The sequence below is a fragment of the Verrucosispora sp. CNZ293 genome, assembly GCF_002754655.1.
Window position 1 is genome coordinate 1,125,195 of the sequence record NZ_PEFR01000001.1, and the last position, 26,553, is coordinate 1,151,747.

18 protein-coding genes are annotated in these 26,553 nt (G+C 71.9%); 11 read left to right on the forward strand and 7 right to left on the reverse strand.

Annotation, left to right across the window (positions count from 1 at the left end):
* Positions 1-28: 28 nt before the first annotated feature.
* From CLT74_RS05165 to asnB, 7 genes are all read left to right on the forward strand, one after another.
* A complete protein-coding gene (locus tag CLT74_RS05165) occupies positions 29-4,597 on the forward strand; it encodes a non-ribosomal peptide synthetase (protein WP_099845519.1) in 4,569 nt (1,522 codons plus the stop codon).
* Entirely contained in the window at positions 4,594-8,925 is a 4,332-nt protein-coding gene (locus tag CLT74_RS05170) for a non-ribosomal peptide synthetase (RefSeq protein WP_099845520.1), read from the forward strand. Before CLT74_RS05165 ends, CLT74_RS05170 begins: the two co-directional genes overlap by 4 nt.
* Positions 8,926-8,945: 20 nt before the next feature.
* Positions 8,946-10,049, forward strand: coding sequence for a Gfo/Idh/MocA family oxidoreductase (locus tag CLT74_RS05175; RefSeq protein ID WP_199172111.1), 1,104 nt, complete (start codon positions 8,946-8,948; stop codon positions 10,047-10,049).
* Between the two features lie 193 nt (positions 10,050-10,242).
* A complete protein-coding gene (locus CLT74_RS05180) occupies positions 10,243-11,958 on the forward strand; it encodes an ABC transporter ATP-binding protein (protein WP_486582005.1) in 1,716 nt (571 codons plus the stop codon).
* Entirely contained in the window at positions 11,955-13,670 is a 1,716-nt protein-coding gene (locus tag CLT74_RS05185; protein ID WP_099845522.1) for an ABC transporter ATP-binding protein, read from the forward strand. Before CLT74_RS05180 ends, CLT74_RS05185 begins: the two co-directional genes overlap by 4 nt.
* A gap of 9 nt (positions 13,671-13,679) precedes the next feature.
* On the forward strand, positions 13,680-14,468 hold the full coding sequence (locus CLT74_RS05190) for an alpha/beta fold hydrolase (protein ID WP_199172113.1): 789 nt from the start codon (positions 13,680-13,682) through the stop codon (positions 14,466-14,468).
* Positions 14,469-14,515: 47 nt separating this feature from the next.
* Complete coding sequence (gene asnB, locus CLT74_RS05195) at positions 14,516-16,357, forward strand: asparagine synthase (glutamine-hydrolyzing) (RefSeq protein WP_099845524.1); 1,842 nt, start codon at positions 14,516-14,518, stop codon at positions 16,355-16,357.
* 78 nt (positions 16,358-16,435) lie between these two features.
* Here the strand turns inward: asnB and CLT74_RS05200 are convergent, their stop codons facing one another.
* Complete coding sequence (locus tag CLT74_RS05200; RefSeq protein WP_099851341.1) at positions 16,436-17,275, reverse strand: helix-turn-helix domain-containing protein; 840 nt, start codon at positions 17,273-17,275, stop codon at positions 16,436-16,438.
* Positions 17,276-17,614: 339 nt separating this feature from the next.
* Positions 17,615-19,018, reverse strand: coding sequence for an MFS transporter (locus tag CLT74_RS05205; protein ID WP_199172115.1), 1,404 nt, complete (start codon positions 19,016-19,018; stop codon positions 17,615-17,617).
* Between the two features lie 210 nt (positions 19,019-19,228).
* Here CLT74_RS05205 and CLT74_RS05210 point away from each other — a divergent pair, with 210 nt between their 5' ends.
* The gene (locus CLT74_RS05210) at positions 19,229-19,915 is read left to right on the forward strand and encodes a TetR family transcriptional regulator (protein ID WP_099845525.1); all 687 of its coding nucleotides are present in this window, start codon (positions 19,229-19,231) and stop codon (positions 19,913-19,915) included.
* A gap of 110 nt (positions 19,916-20,025) precedes the next feature.
* Here the strand turns inward: CLT74_RS05210 and CLT74_RS05215 are convergent, their stop codons facing one another.
* Positions 20,026-21,384: an extracellular catalytic domain type 1 short-chain-length polyhydroxyalkanoate depolymerase gene (locus CLT74_RS05215; protein WP_099845526.1), complete on the reverse strand. Its 1,359-nt coding sequence runs from the start codon at positions 21,382-21,384 to the stop codon at positions 20,026-20,028.
* A 284-nt stretch (positions 21,385-21,668) separates the two neighbouring features.
* Here CLT74_RS05215 and CLT74_RS05220 point away from each other — a divergent pair, with 284 nt between their 5' ends.
* Positions 21,669-22,748, forward strand: coding sequence for a PaaX family transcriptional regulator C-terminal domain-containing protein (locus CLT74_RS05220; protein WP_099845527.1), 1,080 nt, complete (start codon positions 21,669-21,671; stop codon positions 22,746-22,748).
* A gap of 56 nt (positions 22,749-22,804) precedes the next feature.
* Here CLT74_RS05220 and CLT74_RS05225 read toward each other — a convergent pair whose 3' ends face one another.
* From CLT74_RS05225 to CLT74_RS05240, 4 genes are all read right to left on the reverse strand, one after another.
* Complete coding sequence (locus tag CLT74_RS05225) at positions 22,805-23,935, reverse strand: sensor histidine kinase (RefSeq protein WP_099851345.1); 1,131 nt, start codon at positions 23,933-23,935, stop codon at positions 22,805-22,807.
* Between the two features lie 58 nt (positions 23,936-23,993).
* Complete coding sequence (locus CLT74_RS31145; protein ID WP_486582006.1) at positions 23,994-24,116, reverse strand: hypothetical protein; 123 nt, start codon at positions 24,114-24,116, stop codon at positions 23,994-23,996.
* Between the two features lie 86 nt (positions 24,117-24,202).
* On the reverse strand, positions 24,203-24,775 hold the full coding sequence (locus CLT74_RS05235; protein WP_099845529.1) for a hypothetical protein: 573 nt from the start codon (positions 24,773-24,775) through the stop codon (positions 24,203-24,205).
* Between the two features lie 71 nt (positions 24,776-24,846).
* Entirely contained in the window at positions 24,847-25,182 is a 336-nt protein-coding gene (locus tag CLT74_RS05240; protein ID WP_239093047.1) for a PadR family transcriptional regulator, read from the reverse strand.
* A 99-nt stretch (positions 25,183-25,281) separates the two neighbouring features.
* Between CLT74_RS05240 and CLT74_RS05245 the strand changes: the two genes are divergently transcribed.
* Both CLT74_RS05245 and CLT74_RS05250 read left to right on the forward strand, forming a co-directional pair.
* Positions 25,282-25,920 carry a nitroreductase family protein gene (locus tag CLT74_RS05245; protein ID WP_099845530.1) on the forward strand — a complete coding sequence of 213 codons (639 nt, stop codon included), beginning with the start codon at positions 25,282-25,284 and terminating at the stop codon, positions 25,918-25,920.
* A gap of 204 nt (positions 25,921-26,124) precedes the next feature.
* Positions 26,125-26,547, forward strand: a complete 423-nt coding sequence (locus CLT74_RS05250) for an OsmC family protein (protein ID WP_099845531.1) — start codon at positions 26,125-26,127, stop codon at positions 26,545-26,547.
* Positions 26,548-26,553 lie beyond the last annotated feature (6 nt).

Genomic DNA, 26,553 nt, shown 5'->3' on the forward strand with positions numbered 1-26,553 from the left:
AGTCGATAGCGCGCAAGGGAGCTTGAGAATGTTATCGGAGAACACCGACTGCGGCACCGGGACGGATCGGGACGGCCTGCGCGCTGCGGTGTCCGACCTGCTCGGCATGGAGCTGACCACAGCGGACGACGACAGCAACCTGTTCGAACTGGGCCTGCAGTCCCTGCACCTGATGCGACTGACCAGCCGGCTCAACGGCGCGGGCGCCGAGGTGACGTTCACCGAGCTGGCCGCCGACCCGCGACTGTCCGCGTGGGTCGGGCTGGTCGGCACCGGCGTGACTCCGACCGGGTCCACGGCACCCACGCGGCCGGCCGTCGACGTCGACGTTGACGTCGACCGGCACGATCCGGATCGGGCCTTCCCGCTGACTCCGGTGCAGCAGGCATACCTGTTCGGTCGCTCGGGCGACCACGCGCTCGGCGGCGTCGGCTGCCACAACTACCTCGAGTTCGACTCGACAGGTGTGGACGCGCAGCGACTCGAACGGGCTGTCCGGGCCCTGCTGGCGCGTCACCCGATGCTGCGGGCCCGGTTCGACGACGACGCCACCCAGCAGATCCTGTCGGAGTCCCCCTGGCCCGGGCTGACCGTGCACGACTTCCGCGGCCGACCCGCCGACGAGGCGGCGACCGCCGCGCTGGAGCTGCGCGACCGGCTCTCCCACCGCATCCTGGAGGTCGGTCGCGGCGAGGTGGTCGACGTGCTGCTCACCCGGCTGCCCGGTGGGGTGGACCGGCTGCACTTCAACATCGACCTGCTGGCCGTGGACCTGGCCAGCTTCCGGGTGATGCTCGCCGACCTGGTCGTTCTCTACGACGATCCGGAGGCCCTCGGCGAGGTCGGTTACACCTTCGGCCGGTACCTCGCCGAGCAGGCCGGTACCCGGGCCGCCGAGCGGGAGCGGGCCCGTCCGTACTGGCAGCGGCGGCTGCCGACGCTGCCCGGCGGCCCGAAGCTGCCCCTGGCGGTCGATCCGGAGGCGGTCACCGTCCAGCGCTTCGCCCGTCGCTTCTTCGACCTCACGGTGCCCGAGTGGCAGGCCCTGGAACGCCGGGCCGGCGAGGCGGGTCTGACGCCCGCGGCGGTGCTGGCCACCGCCTACGCCACGGTGCTGAGTCGCTGGAGCGGGGACGAGCACTTCCTGCTCAGCCTCCCGCTGTTCGACCGCGACCTGGACGTGCATCCCGAGATGCCCCGCCTGGTGGGCGACTTCTCCGGTCTGGTGCTGCTGGAGGTCGACCTCTCCGGCGACAGCTTCGCCGACCGCGCGCGCACGGTACAGAAGCAGATGCACGAGGACATCGGGTACGCCGCCTACACCGGCGTCGACGTGCTGCGGGAGTTCACCCGCGCCGACCCGGAGTCGCCCCGTACCGCGCCCGTGGTGTTCTCCGTGGACCTGTCGGCTCCGCTGATCCCCGAGGAGTTCGCGGCCCGCTTCGGTGAGCCGACGTGGATGATCTCCCAGACCCCGCAGATCTGGCTCGACCACCAGATCTACCGCACCAGCGACGGCACCGTACGCCTGGTGTGGGACGCCGTCGAGGCGCTCTTTCCCGACGGCATGCTGGACGCGATGCTCGCCGCGTACGAGACGCTGGTCCGCGGCCTGCTGGCCGGTGCGTGGACGAGCGCGGCGCGGGAGATCGACCTGCCCACGGCGACGCGGCGCACACGCGCGGCGGTCAACTCGTCCACCCGCGCGATGACCGACAATCTCCTGCACACGCGGTTCTTCGCCCAGGCGGGCGAGCGGGCCGGGCGACCCGCGTTGCTCTGGGGCGAGCAGGAGTCGCTGTCGCACGACGAACTCGCCGCGCGCGCCCTGCGTGTCGCCGGGGCGCTGGCCGGACGCGGTGTGGGTCGTGGTTCGTACGTGGCCGTGCTGGCCCCGAAGGGCGTACCGCAGATCGTGGCGGTGCTCGGCGTGCTCGCCGCCGGCGCGGCGTACGTCCCGATCGGGGTGGACCAGCCCGCCGAGCGACGCGCCCGGATCCTCGAACTCAGCGGCGCCCGGGTCGTCCTCGACGGCAGCGGCCTGTTGAGCCCGACCGGGGTGGCCGCCGAGGTCCTCACCATCGAGGCCGCCGAGCAGGCCGAGCCGCTTGCCGCCCCGGTCTCCGCCGACCCCGCCGACCCCGCGTACGTGATCTTCACGTCGGGCTCGACCGGCCTGCCCAAGGGTGTCGAGCTCACCCATCGCGCGGCGGTCAACACCGTCGAGGACGTCAACGAACGGTTCGACATCGGTCCGGCCGACCGCGTGCTGGCGGTGTCCGCGTTGGATTTCGACCTCTCGGTGTGGGACATCTTCGGGCTGCTCGCGGTGGGCGGTGCCGCGGTGCTGGTGCCGGAGTCGGGTCGGCGCGACGCCACCGAGTGGCTTTCGCTGTGCCGCCGGCACGCGGTGACGGTCTGGAACACCGTTCCCGCCCTGCTGGACATGCTGCTCACCGCCGCCGACGACGGCCAGCTTCCCGGCACGATGCGCCTCGCTCTGCTCTCCGGCGACTGGATCGGGCTGGACCTGCCCGGCCGGCTGGCCGCGGCGACCGACGGACGGTGCCGGTTCATCTCACTCGGCGGCGCCACCGAGGCGGCGATCTGGTCGAACTCGTTCGAGGTCGTCGAGGTGCCCGCCGGATGGCGGTCGATCCCGTACGGCACGCCGCTGCGGAACCAGAAGTTCCGCGTGGTGGACAGTCGCGGCCGGGACTGCCCCGACTGGGTGCCCGGCGAGCTGTGGATCGGCGGCGCGGGGGTGGCGCTGGGCTACCGGGGCGATGCCGACCTGAGCGCGGCCCGCTTCCCGCTGGTGGCCGGCGAACGCTGGTACCGCACCGGCGACCTGGGGCGCTACTGGCCCGACGGCAACCTGGAGTTCCTCGGTCGTCTCGACCACCAGGTCAAGATCAACGGTTTCCGGGTCGAGCTGGGCGAGATCGAGTCCTGCCTGCAGGCGTACCCCACTGTCGCTCAGGCCGTCGCCGTCGTCGTCACCGACGGTCGCCGCGAGGTGGTCGCCGCGGTGGTGGAGCGCTCGTCGACGTCGGACGCCGACCTTCCGGTCGTCGAGCCCGCCGCCGGCCGGCCGGGCGACGAGTTCCTGCCGCCGTTGGCCGACCCGGCGACCGGGGACGACCCGCTGCTGCTCGAACATCAGCTGGTGGAGGTGCTGCTGGCCGAGGTCGTCGCACCGCTGGTCGAGCCCGGGAGCACACCGTTCACCGTCTGCGCCCCGCAACGGCCGGTCGTGGACGTCTGGCTCGACTACCTGGCGCGCCGCGACGTGCTGTCCGGTCCGGCCGGCGGGTACGCGCCCGGACCGAGGTGGGCTGAGGTCACGGACGCGAGCTGGGCCAAGCGGGTCCGGCAGAGCACCGTCGGCACCCGGCTGGCGGCCGTCTCGGCCACCCTGGAGTGGGCCGCGCCGCTCTACACGGCCATCCTGTCCGGTGACGCCGACGCCACCGCGCTGCTGGACGACCCGGTGCTCGCCCCGGAGGCGCTCAACGACCTGATGCCGGCCACCGCCGAGTGTCTCGCCGCCGTCGCGGACGACCTGCGGGAGCGTGGCGGCACCGCACCGCCGGCCGTGGCCGAGTGGCAGAGCGACAGCGGTCGCGGCGCGGCCCGGCTGTTGGCGGCGCTGTCCAGGGCCCCGGTCGAGTACACGCTGCTCGGGGCCGCGCGGCCGACGTTGGCCAAGGCCGAGACGCTGCTGCGGGAACACGGCCACCGCGTCCGGGTGGCGGTGCAGGGTACGGACGCGCTGGCCGCGCCGCACGTGCACGCCTTCGACGCCGTGGTGGCGAACAACGTGCTGCACCGAATGCCCGACCCGGAGACCGCAGTGGCGACGATGGGGCTGCTGCTCGCCGCCGGCGGCCGGCTGTACCTGCTCGAACGCGCCCACCCGACGCCGCTGGCGCTGGTGAGCGCCCTGCCGCTGGAGGCCCGCGCGGGCCGGCTCGACGACGCCGGGCGAGCCGGCTGGCTGCACGGTCCCGACCGCTGGACGCGGGCGTTGCTCGCGGCGGGGCTGGGCGAGGTACGGGTGCTGCGCACCGAGGCCACCGGCGAGATCCTGCTGACCGCGGACCGACCCACGACGGCGGCCGGGGTCGACCCGGACGGGCTGCGCCGGTGGGCCGAGGACCGGCTGCCCGAGCACATGGTGCCGGCCCATGTCGCCGTGCTCCCCGCGCTGCCGCTCAGCGCCAACGGCAAGGTGGACCGGCGACGCATCCAGACGATTCTCGAACAGGCGGTCGACCGACCACGCGATGTGGGCGCCCCGCCCAGAGGCGGCACCGAGGCGTTCGTCGCCGAGCGGTGGGCCAAGCTGCTCGGCCTGGACGCGGTGGGCCGCGACGAGAACTTCTTCCGGCTCGGCGGCGACAGCCTGCTCGCCACCCGCTTCGTCGCCGAGGTACGCGGCGTGTGGGGCGTCGACCTGCCGATGCGGGACGTCATGCGGTTGGCCACGGTCGCCGGGTTGAGCGTGCTCATCGACGAGCTGCGGGACGCGACGGGCGAGCCGAGGCCCGCCGGTTGGGACACCGCCGAGGACTTCGAAGAGGGTGCCGTGTGAACGCCAGCGACCTGCTCGACGAGTTCGCCAGCGCCGGCATCCAGGTCTGGCGGGAGGGCCAGCAGCTGCGCTTCCGCGCTCCCCGTGGCAGCATGACCGACGAACTCCTGGCCCGGCTGCGCGGCAGCAAGGCCGAGCTGCTGGCCAGCATGTCCGACACCACAGGCAGTGCCAGCCAGGAGTCCGACCCGGTCTGGGTCGACCAGCCGGAGGAGCGCGACGCCCCCTTCCCGCTCACCGACATCCAGTCGGCCTACCTGTTCGGACGCAACCCGGCCTTCGCCTACGGTGGCGTCTCCTGTCACCTCTACCAGGAGTTCGAGTACCCGGCGGAAATCGACCCGGAGCGGATGCGGCAGGCGTGGGACGGCCTGGTCCGCCGTCACGACGCCCTGCGGACGGTCATCCAGGAGGACGGCTCCCAACGCGTGCTGCCCGCGCCACCGCGTACCGGCATCACGGTGACCGACCTGCGCAGGGCGTCCGCCGACGTGGTGCGGGAGGCGATCGCCGGGGTGCGCGACGACCTGTCCCACCGGGTGCATCCCACCGGCGAACGGCCGATGTACGAGCTGCACCTCACCCTGACCGCCGACCGTAGCGTGCTGCACGTCTCCGTCGACTTCATGGCGTTGGACTGGCTCAGTCTGCAACGGGTACTTGTCGAACTCGACAGCCGTTACCGGCAGCCGGACTGCGTCCTGCCCCCGGTGGAGGCCACCTTCCGCGACTACGTGCTGGCCGAGCGCCGGCTGCGGGACACCGAGCGGTACGGCCGGGACCGGGCGTACTGGCTGGAGCGCGTCGACCAGTTGCCCGGTGCCCCGGCGCTCCCGCTGCGCGACGACCAGGATCCGGTCACCACGCCGGCTCGGTTCCGTCGCCTCACGGCCACCGTCGACGACCAGGTGTGGCGGTCGCTGAAAGCCCGCGCCGCCGAACACGGCGTCACCCCCGCCAACGCCGTGCTCGCCGCCTACACCGAGACGATCGGTCGCTGGAGCGGCAACGACCGGTTCTGCGTCGGGCTGCCGGTACTCAACCGGATGCCGTTGCACCCCCACGTCGACCACCTGCTCGGTGACTTCACCTCGCTGAGCGTGCTGGCGGTGGAACGTCCGGAGCGGACGAGCTTCGCCGATCGGGCTCGCGCCCTCGGTGAGCGGGTCTTCGACGACCTCGACCACCGGCTGTTCAGCGGCGTGGAGGTGCTGCGCGAGCTCGCCCGCCGTCGCGGCCGGGACGCGGCGGCGGTGCTGCCGGTGGTCTTCACCGGCGCCATCGGCGTCGGCGGCGGCGAGCCGTCGGTGGCCGGCCGGAAACCCAGGCCGGCGTACGGGATCAGCCAGACCCCGCAGGTGTGGATCGACTGCCAGGTGGGCGACCAGTTCGGCGGGCTGGACATGAACTGGGACGTCCGGGAGGGGGTCTTCCCCGACCATCTCGTGGACGACATGTTCACCGCGTTCGGGCACCTGCTGCACGAGTTGGCCGCCGATGACGCGGCGTGGGCGGCTGTCGACCCGCAGCCGCTGCCGAGCGCTCAGCGCGCCCGCCGCGCCGCCGCGAACGCGACAGACGGGCCGGTGCCGGACTGCCTACTGCACGAACCGCTCGTCGCCTACGCCCGCGAGCATCCGGACCAGGTGGCCGTCATCGACGCCGTCGGGTCGATGACCTACGGGGACTGGCTGGCCCGCGCCCACGGGGTCGCCGATCGACTGCGCGGCGCGGGATGCCGGCCGGGTGACCTCGTCGGCGTCCTCGTCGACAAGTCGCGGGAACAGGTCGTGGGCGTGCTCGGCGTGCTCCTGGCCGGTGGTGTGTACGTACCTGTGGACCTCGGTCAACCCGCCGTCCGCCGGGACCGCATCCTCATCGACAGCGGGGCCCGGTTCGCGGTCGTCGCGGGCCTGCCGTCCGGTACGCTCCCCGCCGGGGTCACCGGCGTCGACGTGACGGACGCGCCGCCGTCGCCGGTGGGGGAACCGCCCGACGGCCCCCGGCCGGCGCAGACCGGGCTCGCCTACGTCATGCACACCTCGGGTTCGACCGGAACCCCCAAGGGCGTGATGATCAGCCACCGGGCCGCCGCCAACACGGTGCACGACATCAACGAACGCTTCGGTGTCACCGGCTCCGACCGGGTGCTCGGCCTCGCCGCGTTGAGCTTCGACCTGTCCGTCTACGACCTGTTCGGCCCGCCCGCCCGAGGTGCCGCGCTGGTGCTGCCCGATCCGGCGCGTCGTGGTGACCCGTCGCACTGGGCGGCGATGGTGGCCGCGCACGGAGTCACGCTGTGGAACTCGGTCCCCGCGCAGTTGCAGATGCTGCTGCACTACCTGGACGTGGAACCCGCCGACCTGTCGCGCCTGCGGTTGGCCCTGCTGTCCGGAGACTGGATCCCGCTGTCGCTGCCCGGCCATGCCGCCCGGCAGCTACCCAACGCCGAACTGGTCAGCCTCGGTGGGGCGACGGAGGCGGCGATCTGGTCGAACTACCACCGCATCCGCACTGTCGAACCGCACTGGCGCAGCATCCCGTACGGCCTGCCGTTGGCCAACCAACGGTTCCACGTGCTCGACGCGGCGCTGCGCGACCGGCCCGACCTGGTCGCCGGCGAGTTGTTCATCGCGGGTGTCGGGCTGGCCGACGGTTACCTCAACGACCCGGTGCGCACCGCCGAGCGGTTCATCCGCCACCCGGTGACGGGGGAGCGGCTGTACCGCACCGGGGACCTGGGCCGGTATCTGCCCAACGGTGAGATCGAGTTCCTCGGCCGGGCCGACCAGCAGGTCAAGATCCGGGGCCACCGGATAGAACTCGGCGAGATCGAGGCGGTGCTCGGCGAGCACCCGGCGGTCAGTACCTGCGTGGTCCTGGCGGCCGGCGACGACGTGCTCGAACGCGCCCTCGTCGCGTTCGTGGTGCCGCAGCGACCGTCCGGCACCGTCGATCCCGCCGACGTCGTCGCCTGGGTCGCCGACCGGCTGCCCGCGTACATGGTCCCGGCCCGGGTACGCGTGGTGGAGGCGCTGCCGCTGACCGCGAACGGGAAGGTCGACCGCAGGCGGCTGCTGGAGTCCGCCCCCATCCCGACCGCCGCGCCCGATGGGCGTGCCGAGCCGCCACGGGCGGGCGTCGAGCAGCGCATCGCCCAGCTGTGGCACCACGTGCTCGGCGGTCAGCCACCAGGTCGGGAACTGGGCTTCTTCGACGCGGGCGGCAACTCACTGCTGGCCGCGCGGTTCGTCGGGCAACTGCGCGAACAGCTGCCCGAGGCCGCCCGGTTCCCCTTCGACGTACTGCTGCGTGCCCTGCTCGACGAGCCGACTGTCGCGGGTCTGGCCGGGCGGCTGGCAGCGGGCGCCGCGCCGGAACCCGTGGTGGCCGAGCCGGCTCGACTCTCACCACTTGTCCCGCTCGGCGGTGCCGCCCGGGGGCCGGTACGGCTGCTCGTGCACGACGGCACGGGCACGCTGACCGGGCTGCGGGCGTTGTCCACCGGGCTCGGCTCGGGCGGGCCGGTGTTCGGGCTCGCCCTGGCCGACGACGGCGCGATCGCCGATGTCGACCAGGCCACGCTCGTCGAGGACCTGGCCGTACGCTACGCCGGTGAGGTACGGGCCGCCGGGTTCGACGACGTCGAACTGATCGGCTACTGCCTCGGTGCCTCGATCGCCCTGGAGGTCGCCAGGGCGCTGAGCGAGGCCGGGGCGACGGTGCGGCTGACCGTCGTGTCCGGACACCGCGTCCCGTACCGGGTGGAGGACGGGCTCGTGCTGGACCACGCCTTCGCGCGCGCTACCGGCGTCGACCCGGCGGCATTCGGCTGGCCCGCCGACGAGGCGGCCGTGGACCGGGCGATCACGACGGTGCTGGCGGACTCGCCGGGGGTGGTGCCGGCGGGTGCGCTCGGGCGACTGACAGGTGACGAGCGGCTGACCGTGGTGGCCGAGCGGTTCCGTGCCCTCGGGGAGGGCGCCACCACCGAGCGACACCCGCGGCTGCATCAGGCGGTCGCCGACGGCGACCCGGCCTGGGGCGGACCAGCGCGGGTCGCGGCGGCCCATGCCGTGTTCGTGCGGACCCTTCAGGCGGTTGCCGGGCACCAGCCCGAGCCCTACGCCGGAGACATCACCCTTGTTCGTCCCATGGCGACCCGGGACCTGCTGCCCGGGTCCGGCGTCGAGGCGGCCCGCTTCTGGCCGGAGATCTGTCTCGGTGAGCTGACGGTCATCGACATCCCAGGTGACCACTTCAGTTGTCTCCGACCGCCGAACGTGGCGACGGTGATCGCGGCGGCGGCGACGGCGGCGGACCGATGATCAGTGGCCGGTCACGCCCGATGCGGGTCGTCGTCTGCGGTACCCGGTTCGGCCAGGTCTACCTGTCGGCCATCGCCCGCGCCCCGGAACGGTTCGAGCTCGCCGGCATCCTGGCCCGGGGCAGCACCCGGTCGGTGGCGCTGGCGAAGGAGTACGGGGTTCCGCTGTACTCCACCGTGGCCGAGCTGCCCGACGACATCGACGCGGCCTGTGTGGTGGTGTCGACAGCGGTCGGTGGCGGGCCGGGCGTCGAGCTGGCCACGGCGCTGCTCGGCCGGGGCATCCACGTGTTGCAGGAGCATCCGGTGCACCCGGCGGAGCTGGCGGACTGCCTGCGGGCCGCGCGCCGCGCCGGCACCCAGTACGTGGTCAACACCTTCTATCCGCATGTGGAGCCGGTCCGGCAGTTCATCTCGGCCGCCCGCACGCTGGTCCGGTTACGCCGGCCGGTCTTCGTCGACGCGGTCTGCGCCGTGCAGGTCTGCTTCGACCTGCTCGACATCCTCGCCGAGGTCTTCGACGGGCTGCGGCCATGGTCGTTGTCGGCCGTCGGCGACCGGGCCGGCCGGCCGCTGACCAGCGTGGACGGGCAGGTTGCCGGCGTACCGCTGACGCTGCGGGTGGAGAACCGGATGCAGGCGGGCGACGACAGTACGAGTCTGCTGTTGCACCGGATCACCGTCGGCACCGACGCGGGCAACCTGTTGTTGGCCAACACCCACGGCCCGGTGCTCTGGAGCCCGGTGCTGCGTACGCCGGCGGATCCGGCGGGCGTCTTCCTCGCGGGTGCGGCGGCCGCCGACACGCGGTGGTCGGACGTCCTGGGACCCACCGCTGACTACGTGGGCGCACCGCTGACACCCTCCTGGTCGGGCGTGGTGCGTGAGCTGTGGGGGGACGGGGTGCTGACCGCCCTCGACGACCTGCGCGAACGGATCGACGCGAAAGTCGACCCGCTGCGCGGCGGCCAGCGCCACCTGGCCGTCGCCACCGCCTGGAAGGAGCTGACCGAGACCCTCGGCTATCCCGAGGTCGCCACCCCGGATCCGGGAGATCCGCTGGTGGTCACCGACCTGTTCCCAGCGCCACAAGCTGTTCATTCGCGGCCTGCCGGTTCACGGTAGCTCGGCGGATGGGTTCGGGGTACAGTAATTCTCGAACATGTTTGAAAATAGGGACGGGAGAGCGATGAGTGCGACCCACTCCGTTGAGGCAGGAGAGCAGTCCACGCCGTCATCGGGAGGCACTCCCACGGCACGGCAGCCGGTGAGCACGGGGCCGTTGCTGCGTCCTCACGCCCCGAGTTTCGTGGTCGTCGTGGTCCTTCAGGTCATCGGCGCCGTCGCGGGGCTGGCGCCGCTGTTCGCGGTGATCGAGCTGGGGCGCGCGCTGCTGTCGCCCGGCCCGGTCGATTCTAACCGCGTATGGACCGCCGTGATCCTCGGCGCGATCGGTCTGTTCGTGCGTCTGGTGTTCACCGGCGCGTCGTCGGGTCTCGGTCACGTGCTCGACGGCAAGGTGCAGCTTTCGCTGCGTCGGGAACTGGCCCGCAGCCTCGGCCAGGCGCCCATCGGCTGGCTCTCCCGGCGTCGCAGCGGTGAGCTGGCGAAGGTGGTCGGTGACGACGTCGCCGCCGTGCACCCCTTCATCGCCCACGCTCCCGGCGAGCTGGTTTCCGCCTTCGTGGTGCCGCTCGTGTCCCTTGTCTACCTGCTGACCATCGACTGGCGGCTCACCCTGATCACCCTGATCCCCGTGGTGCTGGCCATCGCGCACGTCCCGCTGCTGATGACTCCGGCGCGTAACCGCGCGCAGGAGGACTTCGACGCGGCGATGGGCCGCATCGCCTCCTCAGTCGTGGAGTTCGTGCAGGGCATCGCGGTGGTCAAGGCGTTCGGCGGCTCCGAACGCGCCCACCGCAAGTTCCTCACCGCCGCCGACGACTTCGTCGACATCTTCACCCGCTGGGTGCGGGGTGTCTCCGCGGTCGCCGCTGGCATGCAACTGGCGCTGTCGCCGCCCTTCGTGCTGCTGGTGGTGCTGATCGGCGGCACGGTGCGGATCACCTCCGGCGACATGCCCCCGGTGGACCTGCTGCCCTTCCTGCTGCTCGGGTTGGGCCTCACCGCTCCGGTCGCGGCCCTCGGCCACGGCTTCGACGACATGCAGGCCGCCGGCCGTGCGGTGGGCCGCATCCGTGAGGTCCTCGGGGTGGGTGCGCTGCCCCAGCCCGCGCGCCCGGCCGCCCCGCAGGACAACCGGGTGGAGCTGCGCGACGTCCGGTTCAGCTACGACGACGACGGCCCCGAGGTGCTGCGGGGGATCGACCTAGTGCTGGAACCGGGCACGCTCACCGCGGTGGTCGGGCCGTCCGGCAGCGGAAAGTCCACGCTCGTGCAACTGCTGCCCCGGTTCTTCGACCCGACGGCCGGGTCGGTGCGCCTCGGCGGCGTCGACCTGCGCGACATCGACAGCCGGGAGCTCTACCGCCGAGTCTCCTTCGTCCTGCAGGACGTCCGTCTGCTGCGCGCGTCGGTCGCGGACAACATCGCACTTGCGGTCCCAGACGCGAACCCCGACGAGGTGACGCGCGCGGCCCGACTGGCGCACATCCACGACCGCGTCCTCGCGCTGCCCCGCGGCTACGACACGGTGATCGGCGAGGAGGTCAAGCTCTCCGGTGGTGAGGCGCAACGCATCGCCATCGCCCGTGCGCTGGCCGCCGACACGCCCGTCCTGGTGCTGGACGAGGCGACCGCCTTCGCCGATCCGCAGACCGATCAGGCGGTACGGCAGACCCTGTCGACACTGCGCGACCGGACCGTCCTGGTCATCGCGCACCGCCTGGAGACCATCGCCGACGCCGACCTTGTCGTGATGCTCGAGGACGGGATGGTCGTCGAGCAGGGCAGGCCGACCGACCTGCTCGCCCAGGACGGAAAGTTCGCCGCGTTCTGGCGGACCCAGCAGTCGGCGGTCGCCGACGACAGTGAAGCCCGCGGTGGTGTACTGCAAGGAGACCTTTCCCGATGATCAGAATGTTGTTGCGGGTGCTCGGCGACGAGTACGCCAAGCCGATGCGCCGCACGGTCGCCCTGATGACGGTGACCGCAGTGCTGGAAGGTCTGCTCTACGCGCTGCTGGTGCCCGTGCTGCGGGCACTGTTCGGGAGCACACCGTCGGACGCCTGGCCGTGGCTCATCGCGTTCGGGGTCGGCGTCGCGGTCTACGCGGTCCTGCGCTACGCCAGTGACCTGTCCGGCATGCGGGTCGGGACCACGATGCTGCGGGGCATGTACCACGGCCTCGGCGAGCACCTGGCCCGGCTGCCCATCGGCTGGTACAACGCCGCCCGGGTGGGTGAGGTCTCCGTGATGGCCAGTCGCGGTCTGCTCGCGGCGATGGGGGTGTCGGCGCACCTGCTCGGGCCGTTCATCTCCGCCTGCGTGACGCCGTTGACGATCGTGGCCGTGATAACTGTGTTCAACTGGCAGCTGGGGCTGGCCGCGCTGGTGGCGGCCCCGCTCGTGGTGCTTACCCAGCTGTGGACCGCCCGGTTGATGGCCGCCAACGACGCCGACAACGCCGCCCGCAACAACGAGGCGAGCGCTCGGGTCATCGAGTACCTGCAGGCCCAGCCGGTGCTGCGGGCCGGTGGCCGTAGCGGCGAGCGTTTCAGCCTGCTCGACGACGCGCTCCAGGGGGTCGAGCGGGCCTCCCGCCGGCAGACGATGTCGGTGCTGCCCGGCGCGGTCGGTCTGACGGTCATCGTGCAGGCCGTCTTCACCACGGTGCTGGTCCTGGGGACCTACCTGGCGCTCGGTGGCGACATCGGGGCCGCGGAGATCCTGGCGATTCTGGTGCTCGCCGCCCGAAGCGCGGATCCGCTGCTGTCCCTGTCCGACATCGGAGGCAAGCTGCGCACCGCCCGCGCCGAGCTGGACCGACTCGACAGGGTGCTGCGCACCGAGCCGCTGCCCGAGGCGGCCCAACCCGTCCAACCGCAGCGGTTCGACCTGGAGTTCGACGCGGTCACGTTCCGGCACGGCGACCGGACGGTGTTCGACGGCGTGTCGCTGTCGGTGCCACAGGGGCAGCGGCTGGCGGTCGTCGGTCCGTCCGGCGCGGGCAAGAGCACCCTGTTGCAGTTGATCGCCCGGTTCTACGACGTGGAGGCCGGAGCGGTGCGGGTGGGCGGTGTCGATGTGCGTCAGATCGACACGGGTGTGCTGATGTCCCAGATCGCCATCGTCTTCCAGGACGTCTACCTGTTCGACGGCACGATCGAGGAGAACGTGCGGCTCGGTCGCCCCGACGCCAGCGAGGCCGAGGTACGGGCGGCGGCGACTGCCGCGCGCCTGGACGAGGTCGTCGAGCGGCTGCCCGGTGGCTGGGCCGCGAACGTCGGCGAGGGGGGCGCGTCCCTGTCCGGCGGTGAGCGGCAGCGGGTCTCGATCGCCCGGGCACTGTTGAAGGACGCGCCGATCGTGCTGCTCGACGAGGTGACCTCGGCGCTCGACCCGGTCAACGAGGCGGCCGTCCACGACGGCATCGAACGCCTGATGGCGGGCCGGACGGTGGTCATGGTCGCGCACCGGATGCGGACCGTCCAACGCGCCGACCGGGTCGTCTTCGTCGACGACGGCCGGTTCGTCGAGGAGGGCAGCCATGACGAGCTGCTCCGTAGCGGCGGTCGCTACGCTGACTTCTGGAGCCTGTCCACGGCGTCCGGCGTGAGCGAGTGAGTCGCCACGATGCCGGCCGATGAGCTGTCCCCGGGGGCGTTCCGCAGGCTCGCTCCCCGGCCCTACGCCCGAGCCCGAGTGGTGCTGTTTCCGCACGGCGGGGGCAGCGCGAGCTACTACCGGCCGTGGACCACGTCGGCGCCCTGGGACATCGAGTTCCTCGCCGTGCAGTACCCGGGTCGGGAGGACCGGTTCGCCGAGCCGGCCCCCACGGACATGCGGGAGCTGGTCGACGCGGTGGCGGCGGACCTGCCGCTGGAGGGGCCGCCGACACCCACAGTCCTGTTCGGGCACAGCATGGGCGCGGTCGTCGCGTACGAGATCGCCCGCCGTCTGACGGCGGCGGGCGACCCGCCGGTGGCGCTCGTGGTGTCCGGGCATCCCGCGCCGCACCTGGCCCGCCCGGGCCAGGTGCACCTCGGCAGCGACGACGAGCTGATCGAGGAGTTGCGCCGCACCGAGGCCACCAACCTGGACATCCTCGACAACCCGGTGCTCATCCAGGCGTTTCTACCGGTCATCCGGTCCGACTACCGGCTCAGCGAAACCTACCGGCCGCTGCCCGGAGTGCGGCTACGGGCACCGGTCACCGTGCTGCACGGCGACCGCGATCCGGAGGTCACCGCCGGCGAGGCAGCGGGCTGGCGCGACGCCACGGACGGCGCGTACGAGTGCCGCGTCTTCGCCGGCGGGCACTTCTACCTGGACGAGCACCGCGACGCGGTGGTCGAGCTCCTCACGGCACGCGCCCGCGCGATGTCCGCCACGTCGGCGGTGCCGTGGCCGTCGACCCCTTGACCCGCACCGACGAGCATCGCGCACGACACGAGTGAAATGGGGATGAGATGTGTGGTATTGCCGGGTGGGTGTCGTTCGACGCTGATTTGGTGCGCCAGGGGCCGACACTCGACGCGATGACGGAGACCATGGCCTGTCGGGGGCCGGATGACCGCGGGGTGTTCGTGCGTACCCACGCCGCGCTGGGGCACCGGCGCCTCGCCGTCATCGACCTGCCGGGCGGTGTGCAGCCGATGAGCGTGGGTACGCCGGCGGGCGAGGTGGCCCTGGTGTACTCCGGGGAGGTCTACAACTTCCGGGAGCTGCGCGAACGGCTCACCGCGCTCGGACACACCTTCCGGACCGAGAGCGACACCGAGGTCGTGCTGCGCGGGTACCTGCAGTGGTCGGAGAGCGTGGTGGACCACCTGGAGGGCATGTACGCCTTCGCGGTCTGGGACGAGCGCGACCAGAAGCTGGTCCTGGTACGCGACCGCATGGGCATCAAGCCGCTCTTCTACTACCCGACGCCGGACGGCGTCCTGTTCGGCTCCGAGCCCAAGGCGATCCTGGCGAACCCGTTGGCGCCCAAGGTGGTGGACACCGACGGGCTACGTGAGCTGTTCGCCCAGACGAAGGCACCCGGTTGGGCGCTGTGGAAGGGCATGCACGAGGTGCTGCCCGGTGCCCTGGTCACCGTGGACCGCGCCGGGATCAGGCAGCGGGTGTACTGGCGACTGCGGGCCGTCGAGCACACCGACAGCCTCGACGACACCGTGGCCCGGGTGCGTGACCTGCTCACCGACGTGATCGACCACCAGCTGATCTCCGATGTGCCGCAGTGCGTCCTGCTCTCCGGCGGCCTGGACTCCAGCGCGATCACCTCCATCGCCGCGCAGCGGCTCGGCATGCGGGGCGAGCAGGTACGCAGCTTCTCGGTGGACTTCGTCGGCCAGGAGGACAACTTCGTACCCGACGAGATGCGCGACACCCCGGACGCACCGTTCGTGCGCGACGTCGTGGCCCACGTCGGGTCGGCCCACCGGGACGTGGTGCTCGACCCCGCCGACCTGTCCGATCCCGCGGTGCGGCGCGCGGCGGTGGCCGCCCGCGACATCCCGAACGGCTTCGGCGATCTCGACCTGTCGCTGTACCTGCTGTTCAAGGCGATCCGGCAACACTCCACTGTGGCGCTGTCCGGGGAGGCGGCGGACGAGGTGTTCGCCGGCTACCCGTGGTTCCACCACGAGGCGGCGTTGAACGCCGGCACCTTCCCCTGGATGACAGTCATTCCGCCGCTGACCCTGCCGGGACGTACCGACCACATCGAGCCGGGACTGCGCGAACGGCTCGACGTCGGCACCTACACGGCGGACCAGTACGCGTCGGCGCTCGCCGAGGTGGAGCACCTGGACGGGGAGTCCGCGGCGGAGCGGCGCATGCGGATCACCTGCCACCTGCACCTGACCCGGTTCGTCCGGTCCCTGCTCGACCGCAAGGACCGGCTGTCGATGGCGGTCGGGCTCGAGGTGCGGGTGCCGTTCTGCGACCACCGGCTCGTCGAGTACGTCTACAACACGCCGTGGTCGATGAAGGTGTCCGACGGCCGGGAGAAGAGCCTGCTGCGTCAGGCCGCCGCCCCCGTACTGCCCCGATCCGTGGTGGAGCGGGTCAAGAGCCCTTACCCGTCGACGCAGAACCCCGCGTACGCGGGCATCCTCCAGCAGCAGGTGAAGGAGCTGGTGGCGGACCGGGAGGCGAAGGTGTTCGCGGTGATCGACCGGAACTGGGCCCAGCAGGCCGTGGCGCAGGATCCGTCGCGGATGCCGGTGGCGATGCGTGGCGGCCTGGAGCGGGTGCTCGACCTGCACACCTGGTTGGACCTGCACTCGCCCCAGCTTCGGCTCTGACGCCCTGTCGTCGACGTACCCCGGCCGTCCGTCTGGCCGGGGTACGTCGACGTGGTGACCGGCGGCGCACCAGCCCCGTCAGGTCCGCAGGGCGGGGTACCAGCTCACGCTGAACTCGGCAGCAGATCCGTAGGGCGGGATGCACAACGAGACGAACAGGTCCAGCCGGCTCGGATCGACGTTGCCCTGCTGGTCGGGTCTCTTCCTGGTGACCGCGGGGGCGGTTCCCGCCGCGGTGCGCTGGGACTTCGTGGCGAAGCGGGCGGGCAGCAGGCCGTCGACGATCGCCGTCAGCGCCTGTTCGTGGGTCTCCCGGGCGTTGAGTTCGGCCCACCGGTCGGCGATCGACGCCAGCCGTGGATGGGTGACTGTCGTCAGGTCGGCGGCGACCTCGTCCCGGTGCGCCGTCCCGTCCCGGGCGCGGCGGCGAGCGTCGGTCCCTCGGATCAGCAGGTTCCCCACGATGTAGTACCAGATGGTGCGGTAGACGAGGTGTGCGTCGTCGGTGGAGTGACCGTAGTCGACCGCCGCGTCCAGCATCTCCTCGACGATCCAGAGTGCCGAGGGACCGATCAGGTTGTCGCTGGCCAGCACCTCGACTGTCCAGGGACGTTCGGCGAGCAGGTCGTAGAGCAGGACCGAAGCGGTGATGAGCCGTTCGCGGGGCTCGGCGGGGAGATCGGGCCGGGCGATTGTCCGCGCCTGCGACTCCATCACCCGCACCAGCAGGTCGTCCCGGTCGCGTACGTGGTGGTAGAGCGCCATCGGGGCGCTGCCCAGTTCGTGCGCCAGGCGTCGCATCGACAGTCTTTCGAGTCCTTCGTCCTGCAGGATCCGGGTGGCCGTTTCGATGATCGCTTCCAGGGACAGGCGCGGTGGTCGGCCGGCGCCCCGCCTGCGGGGTCCGTCTGTGGGCATCTTCCCATCCTTCAGCTGCGGCACGCTCCACAGTGCGGGGCGGCCGCCGGGTCGCGGGACCGGGCCCGGGCCGGACTTCCGGGGCCGGTGGGACGACCGTGTGCGGGCACGCGAGTCCGGCGACGGTGTGTTGTCCGACCGGGGTCGGCGCGCGACACATGTTTCGTCGCGAGCCGACCCCGGTCGTCACCGAGTGAGCCGCTCATGACGTACCGGCCGTCGACGCAGTGCCGCGTGGCTGACTGACCGAGGGTCCGCCGAAGGCGGTGACGGGACCCTCGTCGCGGCGTGTCGACCGACATCGCGATGCGCGGTTGCCACCTGGTTACCGAGCGCCGGTCAGACCGCCTTCTCCGGTACGTCGACCAGCTCGCGATCGTCCTGTTCGGCCTGCATCGCCGGGTTGACCCGGGGCAGCACGACAAGCGCGATGACGGCGGCGACGACCCAGAGTCCGGCGCCGAGCGTCAGGGCGAAGGCGTACCCGTCGCTGAGTGCGCTGGGCGTGCCCTCCTTGCCGGAGTATTCGAAGGCGGCGGTGCTGAGCGCGGCGAGGCCGAGCGCGGCACCGAGCTGGCGGGAGCTGTTCAACAGGCTGGACGCCGTGCCGGTCTCGTGTTGCGCGACGCCGTGCGTGGCGGTGGAGACCATCGGCCCGAGGCAGAGCCCGAAGCCGACACTGGCGATCACCGACGGGCCGAGGACGTCGGCGACGAACGAGCCGTCGGCACTGATCAGCCCGAATCCGGCGAACCCGACGGCGCTCACCAGCGCGCCCGTGATCATGAGAGTCCGGGCGGGGACCTTGTAGCCCAGCTTGATCGCGATGACGGAGCCGACGACCACGCCGATCGCCAACGGCAGGAACTTCAACCCGGTCTCCGCCGGACTGGTGCCGAGCACCCGCTGCAGGTAGAGCGAGATGAAGTAGAAGGCCGACGCCATGGTGGCGCCGAAGATGAGGTTGTACGTGTTGGCGCCGGCGACCGAGCGGTTGGCCAGCAGGCCGACCCGGACCAGCGGGTCGCGAGTGGTGGTCCGCTCGACGTAGACGAACGCGGCGAGCAGCAGGACCGCCGCCCCCAGGGTGCTGAGGGTGACCATCGAACTCCACGCGTACCGGTCCGTGCGGACGATGCCGAGCACCAGCAGCGTCATGCCGCCGGTGGCCAGGAGCGCACCCAGCACGTCCGGGCGGCCGTCGGGCGCGACCGGCAGATCCCGGGCGATGCCACGCCAGGCCAGGACCGCCGCGACCGCGGCCATCGGGGCGCTGACCCACATCACCCACTCCCAGCCCGCGTACTCGGTGAGCACGCCGCCGATCAGCACGCCGAGAGCGCCGCCCGCGGCGTTCATCGCGGCCCACACGCCGAACGCCTTGACCCGGGCCTTGCCGCTGGGGAACGTCGCCGTCAGCAGCGCCAGCGCGGCGGGGGCCAGCAGCGCGGCGCCGACGCCCTGCGCGACGCGGGCGGCCACCAGCTGACCGGGTACGTCGGCGAAGCCACCCGCGAGGGAGGCGATACCGAACACGACGAGCCCGATGAGCAGGATCCGCTTGTGGCCGTACCGGTCGGCGATCTTGCCGCCGAGCAGGAGCAGCCCGCCGAAGGCCAGGGCGTAGGCGTGGATCACCCAGGTCAGGCCCAGTTCGCTGAAGCCGAGGCTCTGGGCGATCTCCGGGAGGCCGAGGTTCACGACCGACAGGTCCAGCGACACCATGAACTGCACGACGGCCACTGCGGCAAGGGTGAGCCCTGGCCGGGCACCCCGATCGATTGCTGATTGTCCGTTGAGTAATGCCTTGTTGGTCACCGCAAACCGGTCCTCTGTCGTAGCGAGGTAGCGCCCGAGTTTTCGAACGCGTTCTGAAATTAACATCGGCGCTGGGCCGCTGTCTAGCGCGTCACCTCGAAGCACGCCGGTTGGCGGAGGGGGCATGATGGGGCTGTGCCCCAAGTCAATGCGCCCCGGCTCAAAGCAGGCAGACCGCCGACGACATCGCGCGCCCAGATCCTGGCCGCCGCGCGTGGCCTCATCGACCGAAACGGGTGGGAGAGGCTCACCATCCGCAAGCTGGCCGCTGAGATCGGCGTAGGGGCGACGACCCTGTACCACCACGTACAGGACAAGGAGGACCTGCTGTTCCTGTTGATCAACGAGTACGGGGAGCAGGTGTCCCATCCCGGGCTGCCGGAGGAGCCGCAGGAACGCATCATCGCCGCGGCGGCCACGATCCACGACGCGCTGGCGGCGTGGCCCTGGGCCGCCGAGGTCCTCACCACCGACGGATTCATCGCCCGGCTCGGCGATTCGCCCCTGGGGCTGGTCGAGGCTGTCGTGGCCGGCGCGATCGACTACGGCTGCACCCCCGACCACGCGGTCTACGTCTTCCGCAGCATCTGGTACTACACGGTCGGGGAGATCCTCGTCCGCTCGCACACCGCCCGCCGGGGCGACGGTGCCGCGGTCGCCCACCACGGCGCGTTCTTCGGCAACATCGACGCCGAGAAGCTGCCGCACCTCGCCGCGCTCGGTGACCGCTGGGCGGTGCTGGCCCCGCGTGACACCTACGTCGACGGCCTCCGCGCCCTCGTCGACGGCCTGCTCGCGCAGGGCGTCAACACCAAGGCGTAGGCGCGGCGGGCCGGGCCGGAGGGGGCGGAACCGGGCCGGCGACGCGGCACACCACCGGCAGGTACTCCGGGGAGGTGCGCGAACGCGCCGTCCCCGGAGTACCGACGGTGTCAGGCGACCGTGCAGGCCGCCCCGTTGAGGGCGAACGAGCCGGGCCTGGCGGTGTTACCGGTGTGGGTCGCCTGGAAGCCGATCGTCAGTGATCCGTTGGGCGGGATGCTCGCGTTGTACGAGACGTTCCTGGCCGTCACCTGCCCCGAGGTGGGGGAGTAGGTGGCATTCCAGCCGCCGGTGATGGTCTGGCCGCTGGGCAGGGTGAACACCAGCGACCAGCCGTTGATCGCGCTGCTGCCGGTGTTGGTGATGGTGAGGTTCTCGGTGAGGCCGTTGTTCCACGCGTTTATCGCGACGGCCACCCGGCAGGCGCCGGAGCCCGGCGGCGGGGTGGTCGGCGGCGGGGTGGTGGGGTTGGGCGGCGGCGTGGTCGGGTTCGGCGGCGGGGTGGTGGGGTTCGGCGGCGGGGTGGTCGGGTTCGGGTTGGTCAGGCCGAAGAACTGAACGGCGGACGCGGCCATGCCGCCGGAGGGCAGGCTGTGCCCGGCGCCCTGGATGCTGTACGCCTCGACCTGCACGGTGCCGCTGGTGTCGGCGAACCTGCGACGGTTCCAGTTGGCCTGCGGCGTGTCGGTCGAGGTGGGCGTCTGGCTGAGCCCGAACACGTTCGTCCACTGCTCGACGGTCTCCTGGAGCAGTGAGAACGGCACGAGCGTGTCGTTGGTGCCGTGCCACAGCTGCACCCGTGGCCGCGGACCGGAGTAGCCGGGGTAGGCCTGGCGGACCGCGTCACCCCACTGCTGCGGGGTACGGTTCATGTTGCCGCCGGTGCACTGGCTGCTGCCGGGCGGGTAGTCCGCCGCGTTGGCGAAGCAGTTGAACGGCACCCCCATGAACGCGGCGCCGGCCTTGAAGACGTCCGGGTAGAGGGCCAGCATGTGGTTGGTCATCATGCCGCCGGAGGAACTGCCCGTGGCGTAGACCCGCTCCGGGTCGGCGTTGTGCTGCTGCTGCGCGTACCGGATCATCGACATGATCGAGACCGGGTCGCTGCCGCCGCCGCGGCGCTTGGCGGCGTCCGACCAGACGTCGAAGCAGTTGCCGAAACCGGCCTGCTGGGTCGCCGACGGGTAGATCACGATGAAGCCGTACCGGTCGGCCTGGCTGGCGAACTCGCTTCCGGAGTAGAAGCCGGGGCCCGATCCGCCGCAGCCGTGCATGGCCACCACCGTCGCCGGCCGGGCCGGGCGGTTGTCCGGCACGTAGATGTGCATGCGCATCCGGCCAGGGTTGTCACCGAAGCTGGTCACCTCGGTCAGCGAGGCCGCGTACGCGGGACTGAACGTGGGGACCACCAGGCCGGCCGCGACAAGCGACACGGCCAAGCCGAGCAGTAGTTTCCTTCTGATTCTCACGGACGACTCCTTCGAACGCCTGTTTCAGGCTGGGTTTGGTCTGCGCGTTGTGCTCGCGGGTACGCCCAACTCCCCGCAGTGACCACGGCGCGTCCACCACGTCTGGCTTGCCCTGCCCGGCTCCGTGTGGCGTCGTGTAGCAGATATTGTTCTCCTGGGCCCAGGAAGTGTCAATCGACGTATCTCGATCAACTGTGCGCCCCGTACCGGCCTGGCCGGCGGACCGGCTCATCGGCGTCCATCTACAGTCGATATCCCGTCCCCGAGTCGAGTCCGGAGCGCCCGTGACTAGCCCGTTCCACATCGAGGAGATCTATTCCGACGACGGGGGCAACTCGCTCCGGATGCCCCGACGACAGGTGGGCAACTCGCCCCAGGGCTTCGCCATGACGCTGCTGGCGGACTACACCCTGCGGACCCGTGCCGCGCTGCCCTCCGCCGCGATCGTCGCGCTGCTCACCGAGTCCGGGGTGACCACCGCCGGTGCCCGGACCGCGATCAGCCGGCTGGCCCGTCGTGGTGTGCTGGAAGGCAGCCGGCACGGCCGTCGCAGTTCGTACCGGCTCAGCCGTGCCGCCGCCGCCAACCTCTCCACCGGCGGCAACTGGATCCTCACCTCCGCCACCGCGGCGGCGCCGTGGGACGGGTGCTGGACGATCGTGGCCTTCTCGCTGCCACAGGATCGCAGCGCGCAACGCCGGGCACTGCGCAGCCAACTCCGCTGGCTGGGGTACGCACCGCTGTACGACGGTCTGTGGATCTCACCGTACGAACTGACGCCGCAGGCGCGGGCGCAGCTCGAACAGTTGACCCTCGGCACCGTCACCGTCTTCCGTGGCCGGCAGAGCGCGCTGGGTTCGACGAGTGATCGTGCCCCCATCGAGGCCTGGGACATCGATGCCATCACCGGGCACTACGAGGCGTTCCTGGAGAGCTGGACGTCGCTGCTGCCCCTGGTCAGATCCGGGCAGGTCGACGGCGCCGCGGCGGTTCGAGCGCGTACCGAGGTGATGGACACCTTCCGTCGATTTCCCACCCTCGATCCGCAACTGCCGCTGGAGCTGCTGCCGGCCGGCTGGCTCCGGCAGCCGGCCCGGGAACTGTTCGCGGCCGTGTACGACGGGCTCGCGCAACCCGCCGAGCAGCACGTCCGAGCGGTCGTCGGGCGGTTCACCGACAGTCCGCCGCTCGGCATCCGCGCCCACACCACAGCCGACCTGATCGCCGGGGTACGCGGTGCCGCCTCCGCGATCCCGGCTGAGCCCGCGCCGGCCGCCGAGTGGCGCAGCCCGGCACCGGCCGCCCCCTGCGACGAGCTGGTTGCCCGCGCTGCGGCCGAGGCCGACCTGACCCGGAGTCAGTGACCAGCGGGGCGCGGCCGGCCCGGAGGTGACGGTCGGCCGCCGTCCGGTGAGGCGGTTCAGGCCGCCGTACGCGGCAGGGTCGCGGTGACGGTCCAGCCGCGGTCCAGGTCCGGCCCGGCGTCCACCGAGCCGCCCAGCAGCTCGGCCCGCTCCCGCATGCCGATCAGCCCGAAGCCGGTGGGTCCGAACCCGCGTGCACCCGGCCCCTCTCCGTCGTCGCTCACCCGCAACCGCACCGACTCGCCGTCACCGGCGACCCGCACCGTGATCCGCGTCGCGTGCCGCGCGTGCCGACGCGCGTTGGTGACCGACTCCTGTGCCAGGCGGTAGATCGCGGTGGCCACCGGGGCCGGCAACCCGTCGAGGTCGCCGACGAGTTCCACCTCGACCGGCGGGCCGTGAGCGGAGCGGCTGGCCAGTTGTTCGAGGTCGGCGATGCGCGGGGCCGGTGTCCGGTCGGCCGGCTCGTCGCGGCGCAACACCCGGACCATCGCGCGCATCTCGACGAGGGCCCGGCTCGCCTCGGCCTCGATGATCCGTAGCGCGTCGGCGGCTGCGCCTGGCTGCGTGTCGAGCACCGCCAGCCCGGCCTGGGCCCGGATCGCCATCGCGGAGACGTGATGGGCGACGGTGTCGTGCAGATCGCGGGCGAGTCGTTCGCGCTCCAGGAGCTTCACCTGCTCGAACTCGCGTTGGCGGGCGCGCGCCCGGTAGCGCAGCGCGGCTCCGAGGGCCAGCGCGGCCGACACCACCCCGGCCCCGGCCAGCGCGTCGCCCGGTTCGAGGTGACCGACCACCGCCGACAGCGTGATCTTCCCGGCGACGACCGCGGCTCCGAACACGGCCTCGCGCCCCGAGCCCCACCGCGACAACGAGAACACCAGGATCAGCAGGAAGGCCAGCGTGTGCAGGCCGAGGTCGCCGCCCACCACGACCTCACCGGCGGCACAGACCGGAAAGGCGACCGCGGCCATCAGCAATGGCCTGGTCCGTCGCCAGAGCAGCACCGGTGCGAGGCCGACTCCGATCAGGACCGGCACGAGCGTCGGTGCCGGCAGGTCCGACCGTACGAGCCCCTCCAGCAGGGCGGTCGCCGTGAACAGGGCGACAAGCGTCCAGTCCCGCCGGCCGCGTGGCGGCCCGGCCGGGCGTGGCTCGTGCCACCACGATCGCAGCAGCTCACGCACCACCCGATCGTACGGGCGGCGCGACACCGACCACCAGCGGCAGATGGTGCCGGGCGGGTCAGCGCAGCGACCGGGACCGGCCGGTCCGGGCGGGCTGCTGACGGATGGCCCGGATGATCAGCGCGAGCCGCTCCGGCCGTTCCCGGTCGTTCACCACCCAGCCGAGGAGGGCCGTGGTCATGGCCGCCGCCGCCAGAAGCACGACGACCGCGGGCCAACCTGCCAGGGCGAGGACGGAGAACACTCCGCCGCCGGCGGCAAGAGCGCTCAGTCGCGGAACGGCCACCGACGGCCCCCGTTCTCCCGCAGCGGATCGCCGCTCAGGCTGCGCCGCAGCGCCGGTGCGGCGATCAGCAGCCGGGCGGCGTAGGCGAGCTGGTGCAGCCCGCGAAGTTCCGCCAGCTCGGCGCGGAATTCCTCGCCGTAGCGCGGCCGTTCCACCTCGGGAATGACGCGCAGGACGACGTCGACCAGCCGCATCGCGGCGCGTCGCGTACGTGCCCGCGACGACCGTCTGGTCGATCCGACGGTGGCCGCCGCGATCGGGCTGGGCAGCACCGCGACGCCCGGATCGAGCCGCTGGACGGCCACCGCCGCGCCGGCCCGGTAGCCCCGGAAGTAGTAGTGGGCGTTCGCGGCGACCGAGGCCGCGTCGCGGGTGACGGGCATCGGCGCCCACTGCCCGGCCCATGCGGGCAGTCGCATCGGATTGTCGCCCGGGATCCGTCGCGGCAGCGGCGCGGTGACCGATGCGTGCCGGGGGAGGAGGATCCCCTCCGGACCGGTATCGCGGAGCCCGACCAGCACCCGGCGCAGTACGTCGTCGCTCGCCTCCGACATGGCGGGGTGCCCTCCCGGGCCCGACGTCCATGCCGTCGGTGCGGGGCGCGGCCGGTCCGGGCGTGCCCCGTTCACGCCGTCCCTCCGGACAGCCCCGGACGCAGGGTCCGCAGGCGTTCCACCGAGGAGGAGACCCGGGCGAGTGCGACGCGGGCCTTCTCGGCGCCGTCGGGAGTCAGTGAGTAGTAGCGACGCCGGGGCCGGCCCGCCTCGTGCGGATCGAGGTCCTCCCACCGTGACCGCAACCAGCCGAGACGTTCGAGGCGGGCCAGGATCGGATGCAGGGTGCCGCTCGCCAGACCCGCCGCGGCGCACAGCTCCAACCCGTAGAACTCCTGGTGGGGGCGGTCCAGGAGGGTACGTAGCACGAGCTGGGTCGGCAGGGTCATCCGTACCTCGTGGGGCATGCTCGTAATCTACCAAGCTAGGTAGAGTAAATCCATGGGTATGGCTGCGGCAGCGGCGGGACGTGGTGGCGGGTCGGCCCCGGTGGCAGGATCACCCGCATGCAGTTCGCAGAGGTTATCCGTCGCCGTCGAATGGTTCGGCACTACGCCGACCGGCCACTCAGCCCCGAGGTCATCGAGACGATTCTGGCCAGCGCGCTCCGGGCGCCGTCGGCCGGCTTCTCGCAGGGCTGGGCCTTCCTCGCCCTCACCGAGCCGGATGACCGCGCCAGATTCTGGCCGTTCGTGCCGACCCGTGTCGCGCAGACCCCCACGATGCAGAACGCGCCGCTCGTGGTCGTACCGCTCGCGCACAAGGCGGCCTACCTCGCCCGGTACGCCGAGGCCGACAAGGGCTGGGCCGATCGGTCCGAGGCCCGCTGGCCGGCACCCTACTGGTACGTCGACACCGGTATGGCGGCGCTGATGATGCTGCTCACGGCCGTCGACGAAGGCCTGGACGCCTGCTTCTTCGGCATCATGCCGGTAACCGGTGAGGACTCCCGGCCGGAGGTCGACGTTCCGGCGCACACGGCCGCATTCAAAGCCGAGTTCGGCATCCCCGACGAGTACGCACCGATCGGCGGTATCTGTGTCGGTTACCGGGCCGACGACCTGCCACCGCAGAACCCCGCCGTCGCCGCGCGTCGCCGCGACGCCAGCTCGGTCATCCACCGTGGCCAGTTCGGCACCACGTGACGCACCGGCACGCTGACGTACCGGCATCCCGGCACCGGGTCACGCGGTGAGAACGGCACGGCTGAGGACCGTACGCGCCGTCGGCGGGCCGGGCTCGGAGCAGGCCGGGTCGGAAGGGAGGCGGCCAGCAGGTCCAACGGCCCTGCCACCCGTGCCCGCCCGGGACTGGGATGGAGGGGAGACGACGTAGCGCGAGGAGGGGCCATGACATCCAGGAACGCCGGAATCGGCCTGGACCCGATCGACGTGCGGTTCCGTGCCGGCGAAGCGTACGAGATCAGGGTCCGCGATCACCTGCTGCTCGCCGACCAGCCGGTCGACGCGGGCGGTGCCGACACCGCGCCCAGCCCCACGGAGTTGTTCGCCGCCTCGCTCGCCTCCTGCGTCGCGTACTACGCCGGGCGTTACCTCAGCCGGCACGGGCACGACCGCGCCGGGCTGACGGTGACCGCGTCGTTCGAGATGGCCACCGACCGACCGGCCCGGGTCGCCGCCATCCGGATCACCGTACGGCCGCCGACGGACCTGCCAGCGGACAGGTGGCCCGCGTTGCGGGCCGTGGCCAGTCACTGCACGGTGCACAACACGCTGCTCAGCACGCCGCAGATCGAGGTCGACATCGAGTGAACCGGC

Bases quoted from the DNA above. Each gene is read 5' to 3' on its own strand.
- CLT74_RS05165 (WP_099845519.1), top strand. From the start codon at position 29: ATGTTATCGGAGAACACCGACTGCGGCACCGGGACGGATCGGGACGGC.
- CLT74_RS05175 (WP_199172111.1), top strand. From the start codon at position 8,946: ATGCGGGTCGTCGTCTGCGGTACCCGGTTCGGCCAGGTCTACCTGTCG.
- CLT74_RS05185 (WP_099845522.1), top strand. From the start codon at position 11,955: ATGATCAGAATGTTGTTGCGGGTGCTCGGCGACGAGTACGCCAAGCCG.
- CLT74_RS05190 (WP_199172113.1), top strand. From the start codon at position 13,680: ATGCCGGCCGATGAGCTGTCCCCGGGGGCGTTCCGCAGGCTCGCTCCC.
- asnB (WP_099845524.1), top strand. From the start codon at position 14,516: ATGTGTGGTATTGCCGGGTGGGTGTCGTTCGACGCTGATTTGGTGCGC.
- CLT74_RS05200 (WP_099851341.1), bottom strand. From the start codon at position 17,275: ATGCCCACAGACGGACCCCGCAGGCGGGGCGCCGGCCGACCACCGCGC.
- CLT74_RS31145 (WP_486582006.1), bottom strand. From the start codon at position 24,116: ATGACCACGGCCCTCCTCGGCTGGGTGGTGAACGACCGGGAACGGCCG.
- CLT74_RS05235 (WP_099845529.1), bottom strand. From the start codon at position 24,775: ATGTCGGAGGCGAGCGACGACGTACTGCGCCGGGTGCTGGTCGGGCTC.
- CLT74_RS05240 (WP_239093047.1), bottom strand. From the start codon at position 25,182: ATGCCCCACGAGGTACGGATGACCCTGCCGACCCAGCTCGTGCTACGT.
- CLT74_RS05245 (WP_099845530.1), top strand. From the start codon at position 25,282: ATGCAGTTCGCAGAGGTTATCCGTCGCCGTCGAATGGTTCGGCACTAC.
- CLT74_RS05250 (WP_099845531.1), top strand. From the start codon at position 26,125: ATGACATCCAGGAACGCCGGAATCGGCCTGGACCCGATCGACGTGCGG.